This window comes from Arthrobacter nitrophenolicus, from assembly GCF_045833485.1.
In the GTDB taxonomy this organism is placed as follows: domain Bacteria; phylum Actinomycetota; class Actinomycetes; order Actinomycetales; family Micrococcaceae; genus Arthrobacter; species Arthrobacter nitrophenolicus.
The window spans coordinates 2,837,311-2,856,737 of record NZ_CP174504.1 but is presented as its reverse complement, the minus strand read 5'-3'; the positions used below and the strand labels follow the sequence as shown (position 1 = coordinate 2,856,737).

Here is a 19,427-nt window from a genome sequence, read left to right as displayed (position 1 = left end):
GGCATCCAACTCATCCGCCCCTTCGAGGAGGTTCTCGCCGACGCCGGCCAGACGCTTGAGGTGAAGCCCTACCAGTCCATCGCGCCGCGGATGCCAACCGGCCAGCCGGCATGGACCAGGCGGAGGACGCACAGGGCGGCCACCGCGGTCAGGGCCAGCACCACCACAAAGATGGACCGGAAGCCCAGGGTCTCGGCCATCAGCCCGCCCACCCAGTCGTCCACTCCCCCGATGCCGCCGTTGATGGCGGCGATGATGCCCACGGAGGTGCCGAACACCTTGGCCTGCAAGTTCTCGCTGAGGACGATGTAGGCCAGCGCGAAGACGGCGCTGGAGACGCCCTGCAAAAACCGGCCGGCGATGAGCAGCTCCAGCGACGGTGCCGTGATGCAGAGGATGGTGCCGGCGCCCATGATGCCCAAGACCAGCAGCAGCGCGGCGCGGCGGCCAATGAAGTCGCTGCACCGGCCGATGACAGGGCCGGAGATGGCGCCGGCGAGGACGAACATGGACTGGACGGGGGCGGTGCTGTCGGCGCCCCGGCCGAAGCTGGCGGCGATCTGCGGCAGCGCCGGGGTGACCATGCTGGCGTTGAGCTGGAAGGACAGCACGCCCAGCAGCAGCGAGGAGATCAGCAGGGCGGCGCGGCGGCACGGCGGCCTGAGAGTTTGGTTGCGTCGCCGGGAAGTACGACGGCGGCAGTTGGATCCGCAGGCGGCGCGGCTTAGTGCTTCGACAAGCTTCACAAAACTGGGCCGGCCGGGTGGTAATCTCGGCCGCCCGGTACAGCGCCTCCAACGTGAGTCGGGAATGGCCATTCGCCTTCCGGCGACGTCGACCGCGGTGCAGGGAAGGAGAAGCGCTTCGGTGCAGGATCTTTGTGAGGGCCTGAGGGCGCAGCGTCTGAGTTCCTCCGTTTGGAATGATTACGTGTAAAACTGCACGTCAAGAGGACTTTGCGGATGCAATGAATGTTTGCCGGTACGCTTTCTGCTGGTGACGCCATGGGGGGCGTACTGCGTAGCCGAGGGGAAGATCATGGCGAAGGGACACGAGTGTCCGAACTGCGGCAGGCATACGCTCCAGCCGTACACGACTAACCAGCTCAAATGCACAAACTGCGAAACCGTTGTGAAGAAGAACAGGATTCAATGAGGCGGGCAATCGGACGGCACCGAGGAACTGGGGACCTATGAGCAAGTGCAGCCACTGCGGCGATGAAGGGCACAATATCCGGACATGTCCCGTCGGTGACGTGGAAAAAGGTCCTTGGTTCAAGGCCCCGGAGGACCGATGGCACACCAAGATCGTGTACGAGGAAGACTTCCCCGGATTAGGAGTCACTGAACGGGAGGTGCCGTGCAACTGCGACCTCTTCGACGAAGGTGAAACCCATATTGACTTTAGTGATGTGGTTTAAGGTCTTCTGCAGGGTGACCCGTGCCTACGCACTCGCTCAGACTCCGTCACTGCTGTTGCTGGCGAACCAAATTAGACAACATTTTCTGAAGCGTGCAGGTCTTCAGAAGGTCCACTGGTCTTGGCAAGCTGACCGGCGCCATACGCGGAGGTGGAGTCCACGCCTGTACTCTGTTACTTGTGCATGACGCCCTTTTTGATTTCCAGCAACCTGAGGAACCGGAAACAATGAGCGAAGGTTCCGCGGAGCCTCCAATCCGGGACCAACAGGTCGCTGCAATTCGCGAAGCATTCGCCGCTGCTGGGATAGACAACCAGGAACGCCGGCAAGAGATAGCCCAAAGCTGTGTGGTGCGGCCACTATCAGCGCTGAGGCAACTCACCGCTGCTGAAGCTCATCGCGTTCTGAAGCGAATCAAAGAGGTCGCGGACGCGAAGCCTCGTCCGGAAGGTGCTTCTGCTTGGGACCTCAGAGAAGAAGATACCTGGATAGATAAACTTTGAACCCGTTTCACATGTGTCCCCTCATCACACCGTCGACACCCTCAAGAGCCGGTGGCCGGCGCCCGCTTTGTAAGTCGGCCATGTTGACACTCAGGGGCGCCCCCGACGAGGGCCTGCGAGCAGCCGGGCCAACCTGGATCATGCGGGACGGGTGTCGCTCACGGTCATCAACAGGATCATTCAGTCGAGTGTGACAAGACTCGCTGCGGCAACCGTTGCTGCACCTGCCCTATCGGCGAACCGTTCCGAGAGCGTTTTAATTGCCGTAAACTCTGGCAGCGCTGCCGAGAACTTCAAGCTGTCAACCATCTCCACAGGGATGCTCGGCACCACCTCGTCGAACGAGATCTCTGCGAGCCGTGACAGATCCCCCGCACCACGTAGCACCATGACGTCGTTATACGACCGCCCCTCCAGTCCTCCCAGCCCGGCGCGCAACGTCTCATTCGCCTTGAGCCCCGCCCATGTCCAGAGATGGGTATCAGGCCCCGACTGTTCGACGACCAGCCCGCTCCGCGAGGCTTGGCCCGACCGCGACTCGCGGAGAATATCCAACCGCTTGGTCGCTCGCCGTGACAGCGGCACATCTGGGGTTTCACCGAGAAGCACATCTCGTTGCGCGCGCATCATCTCAAATGAGAGGTCGATTGCATTGCTATGCCACCGCACGTCGCCCTTGTATGCCGCTGGGCTGACGACGACTTCGAACCGCTCCCAGTTGACGTGCTCGACGTTCCAGGCCCGGCCGTTCATAAGGATGGGTTTGGCGTCCAGTTTTTCGGATCCTTCGCGTGGCAACGCGAGTGGGGAAATGAACCCGAGCTCCTTGTTCCCGCTCATAACGCGCAGTTCCTTCTCGGCGTCGAATGAGCTGAGGAGATCCATGAAGTGACGGCGGCCGAAGGCCTTCTCGGCGGCCGGCCCGATCATCAACAGCCCGCCGTCCGCTACGAGCAAGTCTTCGTTGCGCAAGTACTTAAGCACTTCTTCGCCGTCGTCCATCAGTTCCAGGGACCCCCACCACTCACGCCAGGTGCTGGTTCCGTAGGCGCCTTCCTGTAACGCGAGCGCAAGCAGCTGCTGCGCGGTGAGGTGCCGCGGGTGTGGTGGAGGCGTGATGGGCTCAACAAAGCCGCGCTTCCACAGCAGCAGAAGCCCTGCGGCCTCGAGGAACGCGTCTGGGCTGGTGGCCAGGAACAACGTGTTACGCCTCGACCCGGGGCGCCGTCCCGTTCGCCCCAACCTCTGAAGGAACGATGCGACGGTTCTGGGCGCATCGATCTGGATGACGCGGTCGAGGTCTCCTATGTCAATGCCCAGCTCGAGGGTTGAGGTAGCGACAATGACGGTATTCTGAGCTTCGGCGAACGCCTGCTCGGATCTGCGCCTCTCCTCCGCGGAGAGAGATGAGTGGGACACAAACGTCGCCACGCCCAGAGCCCGGAGCTCAAAGGCAAGCTGCTCGCTGACGCGGCGTGACTCACAAAAAACAAGTCGCTTCTCACCTCGGTGCAGTGCCGCGACGACCTTTGCTGCGTTGGCAACGGAGCCGACGTAGTCCAGCATCACCTCTGGTTCAGGTGCAGTTGCGGGGGTCTCCTCGAAGACCACGCGAAGTTCACGTTGCCTGTGCTCGAGTGCCGCCTCTCCCCCTTGCAACCAGCGCCCGATCTCTTGAGGATTGCCGACTGTAGCTGAGAGACCGATGCGCTGGATTGGCCGTCCCGCTATCCGTTCGAGGCGAGCCAGTACCCCAAGCAGGTGCCATCCACGATCAGAGGCCGCGAATGAGTGCAGCTCGTCAACAACGATGGCCTGCAGTCCGGAAAACAGTCTGTTGTGGTCAACCCGACGTGACACGAGCATCGCTTCGAGCGACTCTGGCGTGGTTAAAAGGATGTCCGGCAGGTCAGCCAAGATCCGCCGGCGCGCAGTGTCGCCGACGTCGCCGTGCCATAGCCCCGCTTGGCGGCCAAGCCAGTCACCGTACTTGGTGATGCGTGGGTGCAGGTTGTTGAGTAGCGCGCGGAGCGGAGTCACATATAGGACGGAGAGACCGCTCCATTGCTCTTGAACCATAGAGGAGAGCAATGGGAAGACGGCAGCTTCAGTCTTGCCTCCGGCGGTCGGTGCGATGAGCACGCAGTCGGCGCCTGAGCGGACCGGTTCAACGGAGGCCGCCTGAAGAGGGCGCAGGTTGGACCACCCCAAAGAATTGACAACATGATATTCAATAGCCTCATCGAGGGCCGAGTCCCCTGCCATTGCCCGCTAGAAACTTAGGTCGATGTCGTCAACCGACGCCGCCCGCAGATCCCCGCGTGTCTGGGCCTCCCGCTCCACGTCGGTGAGTTCGGAGACGCTAAGAGTGAGCTCGTAGTGTTTGCGCGGGTCAAAATCCGGGAACTGATCGACGCGATCGAGGACATCGGCAACCAGCTTCTTGAGGAACACTCGAGGGGCTACCCCCGTCCGGCCGCCCAGTTCCCCCGCTACTGCCACCGCGAGGTCGGCGACGTAAGCGTCATCTACCACAGAGTGAATACGGTCGAACGACCCGGTTCCCGCGGCGTATATATCACGAACCCGACTGCCGAGCTCGGCCAAGGAGTCCGGTGTGAACCCTTGCAGCCGGATCTGTGCTGCCCGCGGGTTGTCGAATCGTGCGTCGGTTGCGAAGTCCGTTTGCAACCGCTGGGCTAGTGGAGCCAGACGCTGGATTCCCTGCTGCCCGTCATAGAACGCGGGCGTGCCCGTCATTAGGAGGTACAGGCCCGGGTAGCGCCCGCTGTCTACTTCGTCCATGAGTTGACGCAGCGCGTTGAGAGACTTCTCTCGGACATCGGACCGCATCTTTTGCAGCGTCTCGACTTCATCCAGAACGATAACGAGCCCGGCGTAGTCCGAATCGCGCAGCACTGTCAGGAGCCCTTGAAGGAACCCGAGAGCGCCAAAATGGTCGAGCTCGCCTCGCACGCCAGCGGCACGGCGGACACCGGCAGAGACATGCGGCTGTCCCCCAAGCCAGGCCAGAAGAGCATCTGCCTCGGCATTTTTCGCTGTGGCACTCATCTGCCGGTAGGCACGCAGCGCCAGGGCAAACGCAGGCGCTTCCTTCGACACCGCTGCGAGGCGCTTTTCGAGCAACGCGTCAGTTCGACTCTCGAGGTCAGCAGCCTCAGCCGAGCCGGAGGCTTGAAGATCCTGCCCCAGCACGTACAGCCAACCATCGACGACATCGCCGAATGCTCCGCTCGGTACAGTCGGCGTCGAAAGGTTTTCGACGACGCGTCGGTACACCTTTTCCAGTTTGTACAGCGGGGTCTCGGTCTCCGAAATTTGAATCTCGGCAGTAGCGAAGTTCATTCTCTTGGCGCGTTCGGTGAGCCAGCGGGAGAAAAACGTCTTTCCGGAGCCGTATTCACCGCGCACCGCTTTAAATTGCGCTGCTCCTTGCTTGACTGCGCTCAACTCTTCGTCGATTGCAGACCTGAAGCTTCCGAGTCCTACGGCCATGACCTCAAGCCCTTGTTGGGGCACGGTGCCACGGCGCAAAGCGTCTATGATTTCCCGACGCCGCCGGGGACTGATCGCCACATCCGTCATCCTGCCACTCCGAACTGATCCTTGAGCAGATCGACGTCGAGCCGTAGAGTTTCGCCGTCGCTGTCGTAGGACAGGATGTCGTAACCCTCAACGTTCAACAACCGTTTAACCACTGCCAGCCCTTGGCCTATTGAGGAGTAGGGCAGCCCGGCGGCGGACGCTACTGTCTCCTGGTGCGCTCGCCCACCTCGATCAAGCAAGGTACGCAACACTGCCTCCACAAGCGGTGCGGCTCCCGCAGCTGCACGCCCACCGAGCTTAATCTGTGCGCCATAGATCGTTGAGGCAAGTACTCGGGTAACGAGATCGCCCGTTGTCGCCGCCGCAGGAGCCTTCGGCTCGTCGAAATCGAATAACGTCGAGGCGGTCCCATTTACGGCAGGCTTTTTGCGAGGCTTCTTCACCGGGACGCCCGTGGGCGCAGGCTTGGTCTCCGTGACCGGATCATTCCACCACGCGGGCGCCTGGGGTGGTGCTGGCTCCCAGCCGTCTGGTGCCGTCTGCGCGAGCGACCGCTGGTACACCAGCACTGGGACGGTCAGCTCGGCCAGTGACGCACCGCCATGGTATCCGGCCCTGGCAGGGCCGTACCGGGCGTCGTCACGCCACAGCAGTACTGCTTTCCCGGCGTCAAGTGCCACCCGCGGGCCGCTGACCAGCACCTCGCCATTTTGGATCGAACCTGACGCTGCGGGTCGCCAACGAGCGTCACCCCCATCGACGGCGGGCAGCATTTCCGTCCGCCGCTCCACGACGTGGCCATGGTCGGAAGTGAGCACTACGGCGCGTCCGGCGATTGTTGCGGCATTCAGCAGTGCACGCAAGGGTTCTAGGTCTGCCATTACCCAAGCCCGGCCGGCGGTGTCGTTCTTGTGCGTCGCGTCGTCGATCGCATTAATAACCACTCCCACTACAGGGACGCTTGGGTCTGAAATCGCCGAGGCGACACTCTCTTCCAGTTGGGATCCCCCGGCAGCGCGCAACTCACCCTTATGGAACATCTTGGCGCCTGGAAACACCATTGCAATGCCGGCCTTCTCCGCTGCCGAATTTCCGTTGCGAATTTCGCCGCACAACAGGCTTGTGCGCGAGATACCCGTCATCGACGGCAATGCGGCCACCGCGGCAAGTCGGCGTTTAGACGCGGGCACCCATTCGACAAGACCCGAACGACCCACTTCTGTGGCCAGATCGATGGCCACAGCGGCACTCATCCCATCCAGCACCACTAGAAGCACCCCACCCTGGGACTTCCAGCGGCCAACCACGGTGCGAAGAACATTTTCGATTCCGAGCGCTGGTCCATTGCTCAAGGCTTCTGAGATGGAATGCTCGGCGGGCGAATCCGCCAAGTGTGCTGCGGCTACCTCATCACGCCGACGGCGGCGGGCGCGAACCCGCTCTATTAGCCTCCCGTAAGCAGCACCCACCTCGGCATCTGACGAGCCGCTCCACAACACACCGAGCGCGGCGTCCACCCACGCGCCATCGTCAAGTTGTCTCTGCAGATCTGCCGCGAGACTGTGCAGCTCTGACTCCGGCGATGCCAACCATCTTGAAAGCCGCACGGCCATCCGCGGCGCAAGATCCTGACCATCTAGGGTGGCCTCGCGGTGGTCAAGCACCGCCGCCAAGGCTTCCTCAGCACCGGAACCGTCATCAAGTGCCTTGCCAAGCGCCCGTAACCGGCTGATGAATCCGGGACGCAGGATCGCCGACCGGTCGGCCCCGCCGGGCCAGCCAAGATTTTCGCGGAGCAGGGCCTCGGCCTGGTCTAGGACCACTCCCAGCCGCCCTTCAGGATCGCCCTCTCGAGACAGGCGTAGAACAGCAGCAGCCGAGGTGTTGGCAATTTCCCGTGCCTGCAGCGGAGTAATGGATCTGCCGCCCGCGTATCGCTCGAGCAACCGGGTGCGGGCTGCAACCTGCTCCTCAGTAAGATCCCCAGGGGGATGAGGCCACAGCACATCGATGGCCAGCCCGAGCGCGAGAGGCTTAACGAGCCCGGAAGGCGCTGCGGAGGCGCGCAGCGCGAACCCGGCGGCAGTGCCGTACTCCTGCTCAGCCCACTCGACCAGGTGGCCCTGCAATTTCTGATCCACAGCAGCCCAGGATGCCCGGGACTCACTGCTCAACGCACTGAGGATGACAACCCCATCGAGGTCGCCTGAGCCGATCTCCAGCAGGTGTGCGAGCAGGCCGCCGATGGCGTGCTCGGCCGTAACGGCCAGATCAGGCGACGGCGACCACCCCCCAACAGGCTCATGGTCAAGCAAAGACGTAGCTGCCCATTCCAGTCGGCGCAGCTCGCGGCTGACTTCCCGCGCCCCGCCGAACAGGGCAGGGATACTCCCCCACTCATCGGGGTCTTCGACTTGCTGCCGGTAGGCGCGGGCGAGCACCGTGTCGCCGAGGTCGGTGCGCGGCCGGTCGGTGAGCACGACTAGGTACTCGTCGTCAGCCTGAGCAGCGTAGGCGTCAAGTATCGCGAGCTGGGAGATACCCTCCACTACTCTGACGCTCCGACCGTCGATGGCCAAGTTACCGCCATGCCAACGCGGTTGAGCACGCATGACGAGCACCCGTGCCTCGCCGCCTTTGCTTACGAGCTCAGCAGCACGCGAGCGCACCAGGGCTTCCGAAACCGCAACGGCGCGGGTCGCTTCGTTTGCAGTGCTGATCACTCCCACCTCCAGCTAACCCGCAGTTTTTTGCCCTCAACCGGATTGGCCAGCGCAGCACTGATCTTTTGCCGTATCTGTTGAACTTCGGCTTCTCCCGCAATGACTTCGCTACCCTCAGACTCCTCCCGCCGCTTGCGCTCCTCCTCGAGGCGGACTCGGTCCAGCTCGGCGATTCGACGAGCGATTTCCGCCTCTCGCTCCTCCTGCTCCCGGCGCTGGGCATCGAGTTCTTCGCGCTCGCGCCGCAGCTCCGCCTCGCGGGTGGCGCGCTCCTCGGCCGCCTTGCGTTCGGCCTTTTCCCGCTGCTGTCGGGCGTCCTCCTCCCGACGGCGCCGCTCATCTTCCTCCCGTTGGCGCCGCTCGATTTCGTCGGGATCCTCAAGGAGAGCCTCGGTCGCTGCCTGCGCTGCAGCGTCGAGGGCCTCTTTCAGAGGGACATGCAGCTCCGCTTGCGACGCCGCCTCCCGTAGCTGAGCCAGGGCCCGGGCGGCTCGCTCGCTACCCAGCGACGGCAGCTTGTCGATGAGCCCCCAGTTCGCACCACGTATTGCCGCGGCCACGTCACCGGCAGCGCTGATTGATTTGGCAATGGTCTGCGGCTCGGCTGGCAGGTCGAACTGGGCAAGAGCCTCAATTCTCGCCACCGGTCCGTTGGCCGCCGAAAGGACAGCGACTAAGTCCCGCGCGCGTATAACGCTCTGCCATCGCGGCGCAGTCTCGGTAAGCCCAAGAGTCTCAAAGCGCGCAGTCAACTCCGTTGCCGCGTTCTCGGTAGCCTGGACCGCCGGACGGACCTTACTCGCCAGCCCGTCACTTACACGTTCCAAGGCTGCTGTCGACAGGTGATATTCGTCTGCACCCACTCCGAAGAGCGTCTTGGCCCGAGTGAGTGCGACTTGCCACTCCTCCTCCGACGGCAGCAGGGGCTCACGCAGCAGCATGTCCGGAGCCAACCCACCAATGCCAGGCTCGGTTGTCCGGGCACCCGCGCGATACCACTCGCGGTCGGTGATCTTGGCCCACGCGAGGACAAGGAGGTCCATGGTGTCCGTCGTCATGCCGCGCTCGGCCAGTACGCCGCGCAGAGTCCCGACAGTCACATCGCCAGTGCCCGCGGCGCGGGTAAACTCGTCAAAGAACCCAAAGTGCTGTGCGTCAAGCGCATAAGTAGTCTCGCGCAGTGCGCCCACACCGTAAGCAGTCACTATGCGGCGTACGCGGGTTCCGGCAGCCCGGTCAACATTGGGCAATCGACCTCCAGCGTCCACGGCCTTCCGTGCCAGTTCCAGGACGGCGTTCAGCTCCGCTCTGCGGACCTCCTCCATGCCCCGCTCAATTTCGGGGTGCTTGGGGTACCGGGTGGTCAACGCCGATCCGAGCACGCTCGTGACGGCGTCCCGTAAGGTCGCTACCGAGGGCTGGGTCGGGGTGAACCCATCAGCAAGGGTCGCAAAATTGGGCCCAGAAACGAAGGTCCCGAGGTTCTCCTCGTTCCTGGCGTCCACTCCGTAGGCCTGACGCAGCAGCGCGGCAAGCTGACTGCGCAGCGAGTCACGCTGACCCGTCAAAAGCCGTCGGGCCGGCTCCCGGTCGCCGACCGGCAGGTTTGCGGCGTACTGGTCGAACCGGTCACCAGTCAGTAGGTACTCGAGCTGGACAAGTTTGCCCACGTCCTCCATCCGCTGTGCCGTCAGGAAATGCGGAATCCACGCGATCGTGTCGCTGACTACGCCGTCCTGCCGAAGCGTGTAAATACGCTCCACATCATCCGACGGTCCGCGGTCATCCATGTCGTCAAAGGGGAAGTCGATCACCAGCTTCCATCTCCCGTCCGACGCTTTGAGCGCCTCGACGGGAAGCGCGGCTTTGTCGCGGACGTTACCGAAAACGACGTCGACTGTCCGTTTCTGGCCTCGCCAAATGTGGTCGAGCGCGTATTCGCCCGCGTATGAGCCTGTGGTAACGGCGTTGATTTCAGCGATTACCGTGTCACGGATAAGGCGGCGGCGGTTAGCGTGGGAGTCCTCCTGCGTGACATGCGCGAGGATCGCGTCGAAGTCCACACCCGTCAGTTGAAGGTTGATTACCGGGTCCGCCGTCGAGCCGACCGTGATTTCTGAAAACTTCGCCTGCCACTCATTGGCCAGGGTCACGACCTGCCCAGAGACATTGCCGCCGAACATTGACACGACGCTGCCAAAGTTGAGCGCAGCGAGCTTGGACGCCGTCAGGTCCTTCAGCGATGTGGCCCCCGGGGCTATGGCCGCGACAAGAAGAGTCTTGGCGAGGCGGTCCTCGCGGCGGAACGGGTGGTTGCGGTCAAGGCTTCGGGCGTCCGCGTCGCTGACTTGGTGCTTGTCCAGCAGATACGGGCGCATCTTTCCCCGGTAGAAGGACGATGCCGCTTCAAAAACCTTGACCATATCGTCGGTCAAAGGCTTGGCGTCACCGAGCACGACGGCGTCGAACAGGTCACCGACCGGAATGACGTCTGCGACAGTGAGCTCATCACGCCCGCGGTACAGCAGCTCACTCATGATCTTCAACGCAGTGCGTTCGCGTTGCATGATTGCCGACAGCGCCACCATCGCGTCCACGAGCGCGGGGGAAAACGGGTACACCTTTTCGAAGTCCACGGCTCCTGAACCGACTGAATCCGTCAGCAGGTGCTTCCAGTCTGTCGGATTTGCCCGCACGCGGGCAACTGCGGCGGCAAGCGACATTTTGCCGCTCTCGGACGCCGGGGAGAGCAGGCGTTTATTGACGATTTCGGGAAGGTCGGCGGCGGCGAGGGTGATCTTGTCGAATCGGTCCTCCCACCACTGAAACGAATCTTCCAGAGCGACTTGTTCTGCGCCGACGTTGCCGCCGCCCAGGAACTCCTTCAGTGCTCGCTGCCGCGCGACGAACGAGATCATAGGGATCGCCATCTGCCCCGAACCGGTTTCGACGAGCTTGGCTACCTTGGAGGTCTCGTTTTGGATGAACGCCGAATCGCGCAGGTGGTTGGCGAGCCACAGCACCAGGGTCGTCCGCCCGGAGGGGGATCCTTTCGTTTCCGCTCGTACAGAGACTAAACAAGCACCTCGCCCCGCTCCCGGCAGTGGAAAGTCCTGGTTATCCAAAACTCGCGCAGAGAAAGCTCCGGATGCCCAGCCGCTAATTCCGGACCTGCCGCCACGACCGCCTTCAGTTAGCAGCCATCTTTTCTCGCATGCCGAAGCCCAGGTTGAGTTCAGTCCTTCTACATCAGCAGATCTCCTGCGCGCGGCGCTGGCTGCCCCAAGGACGGGCGGGCTGGAAGCCGTCCTGTCCACTCTCCAGCCAGAACAATACGGGCTAGTTACGGCAGATCCTTCTACTTCTCTTGTGGTGCAAGGCCATGCCGGCACTGGAAAAACGATCATAGCTACGCACCGTGCGGCTTGGCTGGTGGACAGCAACAGGGGAAAGGCCATAGACAATGTGCTGTTGGTGGGCCCCACCGAGGCATGGGAAGAACACATTTCCCTAGCGGTAGCCGACCTGCACGATGGAGCTGGACTCGTACGAATTGTGTCAATCCAACGCGTGCTCATGGACGTGCTGAACATGGATCCAAAACAAGTTCTTGGCCAACGAGTGGAAGAGGCCTCCGCTCCACCGAAAGGTTCAGAGCGAGTCGTCGCGGATTTAGTCGACTCGTACAAATCGTCTCGAAGAAGTGGAAGTTTGCGCGCTGCCTACGAAGCGATCTTGGTCCTCGAAACGACGAAGGCATCGGCTCGGTCGCGAGATTTTTACGCATGGAGAAACACACTTCCCCGTACCTACGAGACGGCACGTTCCAGACCATCCCTCTGGCCCCTTCTCGCATACATCCAGGTATTGGTCAATCCGCCTCAGCGATACTCGCACATTATCGTTGATGAAGCTCAGGACCTGTCACCGTTTGAGTGGCAGACACTGATGCGCCTCAACTCCGGTACGTGGAGCTTGGTTGGAGATATGAACCAAAGGCATTCTCCCCGGACGTTTAGAAAGTGGAGCGAGCTCTATAAGGATCTTCCGAGTAGTCGCTGGGCGGAGCACACAATAAACAGCGGTTTCCGGACAACGCAGTCAATTTCCGACTTCGCAGCGTCACTTCTGCCGATCACCCAGCGTCGCCGCGGCGCCTCCCCTCTGGGTGAGGGCAAGCCGCCCTTGGTCATCAGCGTGGCAGAGCGCCGTCGCACGGTGGAATCGCTGACAGTCGACGAATGCCTTCGCCTGTCAGCCGACCATTCGGAAGGAACGGTAGCTGTCATCACGCCTAACCTTGAGGGCGTGGCGACAGCGGCCAGGCTGGCGGGCTGGAAAGCCGATGGACGACACGCATATGCCACGGGGGAACGAAGTCGTTTTCAGCTTCTCTCACCAGAGGAGGCTCGCGGGCTCGAATTCGATGCGGTGGTAGTCATGGAGCCAGCCGCCTTCCGTGCCGGTTCCGGGACCAACGGACGGCTGTACACATCCCTCACCCGCGCGAACCTGGAACTCGTCGTCGTTCACGACAAGCCGCTCCCCGCGGCTTTGGCACGTGCCGCCAAGAAGCTGCAGGCTAAGCCACTGATCTGAGAGGCTGTAGCGGCTTTTTGCTATGCCTGCGGAGATCACTTGTCCGTTCAAATTAGTGAATGCCTAAGCTGACTCCTTGGCGCCGCCTCGAACGAAATTGCGTCCAGCTTGCAGGATTTTTCCAGGTCTCCTTGGAGTCGGTACAGGCCCGTCCCTTTGGGAGATCCGAATCCATACAGCCGGTAGAGGTGGTAATGCTCCGGGGAAGCGCTGGAGACGCGAACCTCTCCTCGAGTGACGAAGAATGGCACATCGATCGCATACCTTGTGGTCTTGACCTCAATCCACTTTTCCTTGCCGTCAGGATCGAAAGAAAGCACGTCATAGCCAAGGCCATCCCCATGTGTCTGAGCCACGTGCTCCACGCGGTCGGCTAACTTCGTTCGACCTATCCTATGGAGGCGGGTCTGCTCGTGCCTGACCACGGCCAGCTCGCCGGCAATGCCCAGCGCTCGATTGGCTGCTTCCAATGCAAGGTAGTCTCGCTTGAACGGACGCGACATCCCCTGCCCGTGCAGAAGGTCGGTGATCATCTCGGCCGGCACACCGGCCTCGCGCACGATGTCAACCGGCCCCACCGGAGCGTTGTCCAAGAGCCCAGTTTCAATAATCGCGTCGAGTGATTTCCGGCGGGTCAATTCCTCAAGAACGGACTCCACCAAGCTTCGTTGATAGTTTGCCAGGGGCGACAATCCCCGCAGATGCGGGTAGCCCAGCCCGACCAATACCGCGCTGATATTGCTCATTTTTCGTTCTATTGAATTGACGTTTCTCGCCGAATAACGGGCTGACAGTTCTCTATAAATAGCGGCTTTGACGAAGTGCTGCCCCTGAACGTCCATCACCAGCATGTCAAAATATTTGGTAACAGTTGCCCTTACTTCGTCCTCAGTCCACGGTTTTCCCGTCTCCCCCATGACCATGGCGTCAGAATATAGCACCATCCTTCATCCAGTGCTGATCACCGCTACTAATCCCAGGCGGCCGAGGCCGCACGGATGCCCTCCGTCCGCAGTATTCCGTGTGGGCTAAGTCCTGGCTTCGCTTGCCCAAGGCATCAGAGTTCAATTCACTGCACAACGGCAGCGGCTGTGGCGTACACATCGGCAGGCATCGGCCGATGCAGCCTCCAGGTAATGGCGATTGGTTTTTCGCCCGCATGCTGCACGTAGTCAACCTGCCCAAGGCACGTGTAGGGAACTGTCAGCCCGGTCTCGTCGTCCGCGGTGTCCCTGGTGAAGATCAGAACCCTCGAACCGTGCGAAGCCCGGTCCAGGTAGCGCCGTCCCGTCGGGCTCGCTGGTGACGTCGCGTTCTGAGATTCCCAATGGAACAGCTCGGGGCTGATGGCATAGTCCTTGTACATCGTGGTTGCCGAGTGCTTCTTGTCGTCCTTGTTGAGCGTGACAAAGAAGGCGTCTGTGGAAGTTGCAGGACACCATGCCACGCCCTCCCGGTGCTGCACATTCTTTCCCTGTTCCAGTGATCCGTACTGCAACGCCGCCAGCACCTCCTCGCGCCTGTAGGTGGCATGGGACAGCAGCGGGATGTGCTGCAACCCTGCACCAAGGCTCTTCGCAGCATGCTTCGATGCCGCCACTCCCAGCTTCACCACCTGACGGATTTCGCTGCACACAAACTGGTAGCCGCGCAGGTGGTCCAGGCCGTCGTCGTACGTTTTGAATTCACCGCCGTCATCCCACAGCGTGTAAAACAGCATGCGCGCGAAAGCCTGCTCGCGGATGCCGAGCTCCGCGTAGCGGGGCGCGTCGGGAGCGACCAGCATGGAATAGGCTGCAGCACGTTCCGGATCGTCCACGTGAATCAGCGCCGCCATGCGGCCCAGCAGCTTCTTCTCCTCCGCATCCGACAGCTCCTCGAGCTTCCAGCGCAACACGGTCTCCAAGGGCGAAAGCCCCTCGATCAGTCCTGCCTGCCGAAGGTAACCGGTCCACGAGTCCCTGGTGGACCGGTAGACCGTCTTCACCTCATTCCCCGACCGCTCCAGATAGGCCTCCAGCTCGGTCTCGGCGTACGAGGCGATGTCTTGGACCAGCTGTGCCCGGTTGAACCTGAGCTGTGCCTTGATGTTGTCCAGGACCACCTTCTGCGCCACCCGGTCCAGCACGATCTGCGAGCCGGAGGGCAGGTACGGGAACTCGTCCTCGACAGCCTTCTCCAGCTCCTTGCGGCCGTAGCCGGTCAGCGCCCGGTAGCGCAGGTCAAAGCGAAACTCACGGCGCTGCTGGCCGATGAAGTCCAGCACCGTCAGCACGGACTTATCGTCTGCCCGCCTCAATCCACGACCCAGCTGCTGCAGGAAAATGGTGGCGCTCTGCGTAGGCCGGAGCAGCAGAATGGTGTCCACTTCGGGCAGGTCGAGGCCTTCGTTGAAGAGATCGACAGCGAAGATGCAGTTGATGGTCCTATCCCGCAGCTGCTGCAGCGCTTTGGCGCGTTCGCCGTCGTCGGTCTTTCCGGAGACGGCGACGGACGGGATCCCGGCACGGTTGAAGACCTCTGCCATGTAGAGCGCATGCTGCACCGAGACGCAGAAGCCGATGGCCCGCATGTCTGCTGTGCTGGTGACCTTGTCACGGAGCTCACGGATCACCTTGCCGGCACGTGCCTCGTTGCCGGTGTAGAGGGCGTCCAGCTGAGCGACGTCGTAGCTGCCGCGCTTCCACTCCAGGCGGCTGAGGTCCACGTCATCGGAAACGCCGAAGTAGTGGAACGGCACCAGGAGGTCCGCGTCCAGCGCGTCCCAGAGGCGCAGTTCACTGGCCCGACGGCCGTCGAAGAACTGCTTGGCGACGTCGACGCCGTCACCGCGTTCGGGGGTGGCGGTCAGGCCGAGGAGCTCCTGTGAGCGCAGGTGGTCAATGATCTTGCGGTAGGTGGGCGCTTCGGCATGGTGGAACTCGTCGATGACAACAACGTCGAAGTCACCTGGCGCGATCTTGGCCAGTCCAAGGGACGCCAAAGACTGGACGCTGGCGAAGACGTGCTTCCAATCTCGTGGCTTGTGTTCACTGACGAACAGTTCGCCGAAGGAGCCCTTCTGCAGTACCCGTCGGTAAGTCTGCAGCGATTGCTTCAGGATTTCCTGCCGGTGCGCGACGAACAGCAGTTTGAGGTCCCGGCCGGCGGCTTCACTAAGCCGCTTGTAGTCCAGGGCCGCGATGACGGTCTTGCCGGTGCCCGTGGCAGCGACGAGCAAGTTGCTGTGGTGGCCCTTTGCGCGCTCGGCCTCGAGATCTTCAAGCATCTCAATTTGGTGGAGGAAGGGCTGGACTTCCAGGCCGGTGCTTGAATCCGGCGCGCCGGTGGTCCTGCCGCCATTGCGGGCGAGGGCCACGTCCAGCTTGTCCCCGTCCGTTTCCGGGTCGTAGGACTGGAAGGTCCGCTGCTCCCAGTAACTGTCGAACGTGACCTCGAATTTCTGCAGGAGCGCGGGCGTGGCTACCGAGCTAAGCCGGACGTTCCATTCCAGGCCGTCTAGGAGGGCCGCGCTGCTGAGGTTCGAACTGCCCACGTAGGCGGTGTGGAAGCCTGAGTTGCGGCGGAACAGCCACGCCTTCGCATGGAGCCGGGTGGAGTGGGTCTCGTAGCTGATCTTGACCTCGGCCCCGTACCGGTTGACGAGTTCGTCGATGGCCCGGCGTTCCGTGGCGCCCATGTAGGTGGTGGTGATGACGCGAAGTTTCACGCCGCGGTCTCTGAGCTGCTCAAGTGCCGGTTCGAGGAGTCTGAGGCCGGTCCAGCGGACAAAGGCGCAGAGGAGGTTTACTGTGTCCGCTGACTCGATTTCTGCGCGCAGTTCTGCGGCCAGGTTGGGGTCCTCGTTGCTGTTGGTCAGGAGCGCGGAGTCGCTTAGTCTTGTTGTGGGGCGGCGGAGTTGGCGGCGCTTGAGCGTAGTGGGGCGGTGGAGGGAGTGGAGCACCGTTGGGCCGTCTGCTATGCGATCCTTTTGCTGCAACGCTTCGAGCAACCGGTTGGCCAGGGCAACACGTTCGGCGGGTTTGGCTGTCGCCAGGCTTAGCTGTACAGCAGCTGCGACATGGCGGGAGAGGATATCCGGGATGTCATCGTCTTCTACGTCCGCGAAGACTGGCTGAAGTTCTGCCTCATCGTTCAGCTGTTTGTCCAGTGCGTCCGTCTTGAGAAGTTCATACAAGCCTTCGGGCAGATGCTTCTCCGCCACTCCCCCATTGAAGTTAGTCACTGGGTCAGGGTATTTGTTCGATGACTGAAGACATAACCTAAACACTGCAAAGAATGGAGCCACTACACTTTCCGTATGCCCGTTGGAGACTGTGAAAATGCCTTTATGAAAGCTGCCCGGCGTGAAGGTGTGGAACTGGTTCGGTATAAGAAGCCATGGCTCAACCAAAGAGGACACTTCGGTTTGCCCGATCAAGCTTTCGGGGTGACCGGTCCGCTAAATTCCATCTTCTTGTCCCTTGGCGGTAGCCCTGTAGAGCAGGCGGCCAAGCGAACTACAGCCCTACCAGGGGATTTTTTGCACACGCAGACCGGAACGATCATTGAGATCGACGAATTGCAGCACTTCACCAGCTTTCGGCTGCGATCATTCGATAATTATCCAACCGGCTATCCTTTGGGATTCGACCTCAACGAATACCAAGAACTCTGCCGACGGTTTGCGCCGACTGCTGACAAGTACAGACAGTCGAAGACGGCTGCAGCTTTTGGCCCTGGCGGTCGCCAGAGGCAGCGCGCTTACTATGACGCTCTGCGCGATCTGGCGGTGCCAGCGATGGGGCTTCCTCCCGTAATCCGGGTACCGGCACCCGACGGCAATGGTCAAGCTGCGTTCGAGCGAAACCGCGACCGGATACTGCACGCCATCTTTTAACCAGCGACCGGCATGGGGCGCTGGCCCAATCTGATAGACAAGCTGTATGACGCAGCCGCACGTTTTCGTAGCCCTGGCCGACATCCTGAACCTCAGGTGTGACGCCTGGCTCCTGCCGACAGACTCCTCCGTCAAGATTGAGAGCCACTGGCTGCGGGCCCATCCGGACCTGAGTGCGCTCGCCGCGGCGTCGGCGTCAGACGATTTCCGTAACGGCAATGCCTTGGCCCAGCCGCTCCATCCATGGGATGCCGCGGCGCCGCTTCCGGTGATGACGGCTGTCCCAGAGGACGGCACCTGGAGCCCATCCGTCGTAGCAGAACGTCTTGAAGCGTTCGTGCTCAACGCGCTTAAGGCCTTGCCTGGCTCACTGGACCACCGACCCAACCGTCTCCTTGCTTTACCCTTCTTCGGAACCGCCGGCGGCGGTGCCGGGAACCATCTTGGCGCTGCATTGCGCGCCATTCTCGATGCGTCCTTTAGGCTGGCCAACCAGTACCGGGTCGACATTGTGCTGGTGCTCAAAGACAAGTCAGCTTTCTCGTTGGCCCAGAAACTTCGGCGTGAGGCCGCTGATGGGTCCCCCTGGTCTTCTCTCGGGAATGGCCTACAGGAGAAAGCCGCGTCCTTGGGGCAGGCTGCACGGACCGGGCACCTTGTGCCGTTCCTGGGCGCTGGAGTGAGCGTCAGCGCCGGCGCCCCGAGCTGGAGCCAGCTTTTGGACAGGCTGCGAAGTGGTGTCCGTCTCGCCGCAGGCGAGGCAGCGGCTTTTGACAGGCTGGATGTCCTGGACCAAGCCGGAGTGCTGGAGCAGCTCTATGCCGATCAGCATGGATCGCGGGCCGCCTTTGGTAAAGCGGTGGCCGCTGCCGTGGATCTGCCGAGGTACGGGCTTGCACCCGCGCTTCTCGCGGCGCTGCCCTCTGCCGGGGCGATTACTTTGAACTATGACCGGCTTTTCGAAATGGCTTGCGCAGACGCGCAACGGCCGCGAACGGTCATGCCCGAGAACATCCCTGCGGTTGGCAATGACTGGCTGCTCAAACTCCATGGTTCTGTCAGTGCGCCCGAAAGTATTGTGCTGACCCGTGACGACTACCTGGGGTACAACAGCAACCGGGAAGCGCTATCCGCTCTGGTCAAGGCACACCTGCTGACCCACCACTTGTTGTTTGTGGGGTTCGGGCTCGCCGATGACCACTTCCATGAGATTGTCCACGATGTCAGGCGGGCGCTTCCGGGAACGGGCTCCAAGGAGCACCAGATGGGGACCGTGCTGTCACTCTTCAGTGATCCGCTGCAAAGCCTCGTCTGGTCTGGAAAGCTGGATATCCTTCCCATGTCCGGTGCACCAGCGCAGGACGCGAGCGAAGAGGAAGTGCGCAAGGCTCTCGCGACAGCTGGACGGGACCTTGAAATATTCCTCGACATGCTGGCCGCGTACGCAACCGACAACCACTCGTATCTGTTAGCCCCGGCCTACAACCAAGGCCTGGCCGACGACGAACTCGACCTACGCAAGCAACTCCTCGCCCTTGCCGGCCAGAAACGGTCGGCCGGAACGGCGGAAGTGTGGGGCGTGATTGACAAAGCCCTGGGTGAGCTGGGATTCGATGAAGGCACCAAACGCTGAGATATCTGCTTCCCCTTGCGGCCTCGTGAAAAATGTCGCGTCTCAGGCCTTAGAACGTCAATCATCGCGTGGGTATCGACACACTCCGGTTTAGAGGGGCCCA

Annotated in this window: 10 protein-coding genes and 1 pseudogene; 4 read left to right on the top strand and 7 right to left on the bottom strand. The window is 61.7% G+C overall.

All coding sequences use genetic code 11. The annotated features are described in order from the left end of the window. Positions 1 to 71: 71 nt before the first annotated feature. Positions 72 to 650 (bottom strand): annotated as a pseudogene (locus tag ACJJV6_RS13300) (MFS transporter); the annotation flags it as partial. Positions 651 to 1,599: 949 nt separating this feature from the next. Here ACJJV6_RS13300 and ACJJV6_RS13295 point away from each other — a divergent pair. Then, complete coding sequence (locus ACJJV6_RS13295) at positions 1,600 to 1,923, top strand: hypothetical protein (protein ID WP_407709151.1); 324 nt, start codon at positions 1,600 to 1,602, stop codon at positions 1,921 to 1,923. A 180-nt stretch (positions 1,924 to 2,103) separates the two neighbouring features. Here the strand turns inward: ACJJV6_RS13295 and ACJJV6_RS13290 are convergent, their stop codons facing one another. The 4 genes from ACJJV6_RS13290 to ACJJV6_RS13275 are packed head-to-tail and all read right to left on the bottom strand — an operon-like array spanning position 2,104 to position 11,236. Then, positions 2,104 to 4,188, bottom strand: coding sequence for a DEAD/DEAH box helicase (locus tag ACJJV6_RS13290; protein WP_407709150.1), 2,085 nt, complete (start codon positions 4,186 to 4,188; stop codon positions 2,104 to 2,106). 6 nt (positions 4,189 to 4,194) lie between these two features. After that, entirely contained in the window at positions 4,195 to 5,520 is a 1,326-nt protein-coding gene (brxD, locus tag ACJJV6_RS13285) for a BREX system ATP-binding protein BrxD (protein ID WP_407709149.1), read from the bottom strand. A 5-nt stretch (positions 5,521 to 5,525) separates the two neighbouring features. After that, positions 5,526 to 8,213: a BREX-2 system phosphatase PglZ gene (gene pglZ / locus ACJJV6_RS13280; RefSeq protein WP_407709148.1), complete on the bottom strand. Its 2,688-nt coding sequence runs from the start codon at positions 8,211 to 8,213 to the stop codon at positions 5,526 to 5,528. Next, on the bottom strand, positions 8,210 to 11,236 hold the full coding sequence (locus tag ACJJV6_RS13275; protein ID WP_407709147.1) for a hypothetical protein: 3,027 nt from the start codon (positions 11,234 to 11,236) through the stop codon (positions 8,210 to 8,212). The genes pglZ and ACJJV6_RS13275 overlap by 4 nt, the downstream gene beginning before the upstream one ends. Between ACJJV6_RS13275 and ACJJV6_RS13270 the strand changes: the two genes are divergently transcribed. Next, positions 11,196 to 12,812 (top strand): AAA family ATPase, encoded by a 1,617-nt coding sequence (locus ACJJV6_RS13270; RefSeq protein WP_407709146.1) that lies wholly within the window; start codon positions 11,196 to 11,198, stop codon positions 12,810 to 12,812. The two genes, ACJJV6_RS13275 and ACJJV6_RS13270, sit on opposite strands and share 41 nt — an antisense overlap. Positions 12,813 to 12,859: 47 nt before the next feature. Here ACJJV6_RS13270 and ACJJV6_RS13265 read toward each other — a convergent pair whose 3' ends face one another. Together ACJJV6_RS13265 and ACJJV6_RS13260 are read right to left on the bottom strand one after the other, a co-directional pair. After that, on the bottom strand, positions 12,860 to 13,735 hold the full coding sequence (locus ACJJV6_RS13265) for a DUF3883 domain-containing protein (protein ID WP_407709145.1): 876 nt from the start codon (positions 13,733 to 13,735) through the stop codon (positions 12,860 to 12,862). Between the two features lie 146 nt (positions 13,736 to 13,881). Then, entirely contained in the window at positions 13,882 to 17,001 is a 3,120-nt protein-coding gene (locus tag ACJJV6_RS13260) for a DUF3427 domain-containing protein (protein WP_407710501.1), read from the bottom strand. Between the two features lie 111 nt (positions 17,002 to 17,112). On the opposite strand from ACJJV6_RS13260, the gene ACJJV6_RS13255 reads away from it, so the two are divergent. Both ACJJV6_RS13255 and ACJJV6_RS13250 read left to right on the top strand, forming a co-directional pair. Continuing rightward, complete coding sequence (locus tag ACJJV6_RS13255) at positions 17,113 to 17,691, top strand: hypothetical protein (RefSeq protein WP_407709144.1); 579 nt, start codon at positions 17,113 to 17,115, stop codon at positions 17,689 to 17,691. A 46-nt stretch (positions 17,692 to 17,737) separates the two neighbouring features. Continuing rightward, on the top strand, positions 17,738 to 19,324 hold the full coding sequence (locus tag ACJJV6_RS13250; RefSeq protein ID WP_407709143.1) for an SIR2 family NAD-dependent protein deacylase: 1,587 nt from the start codon (positions 17,738 to 17,740) through the stop codon (positions 19,322 to 19,324). The last annotated feature ends 103 nt before the right edge of the window (positions 19,325 to 19,427 follow it).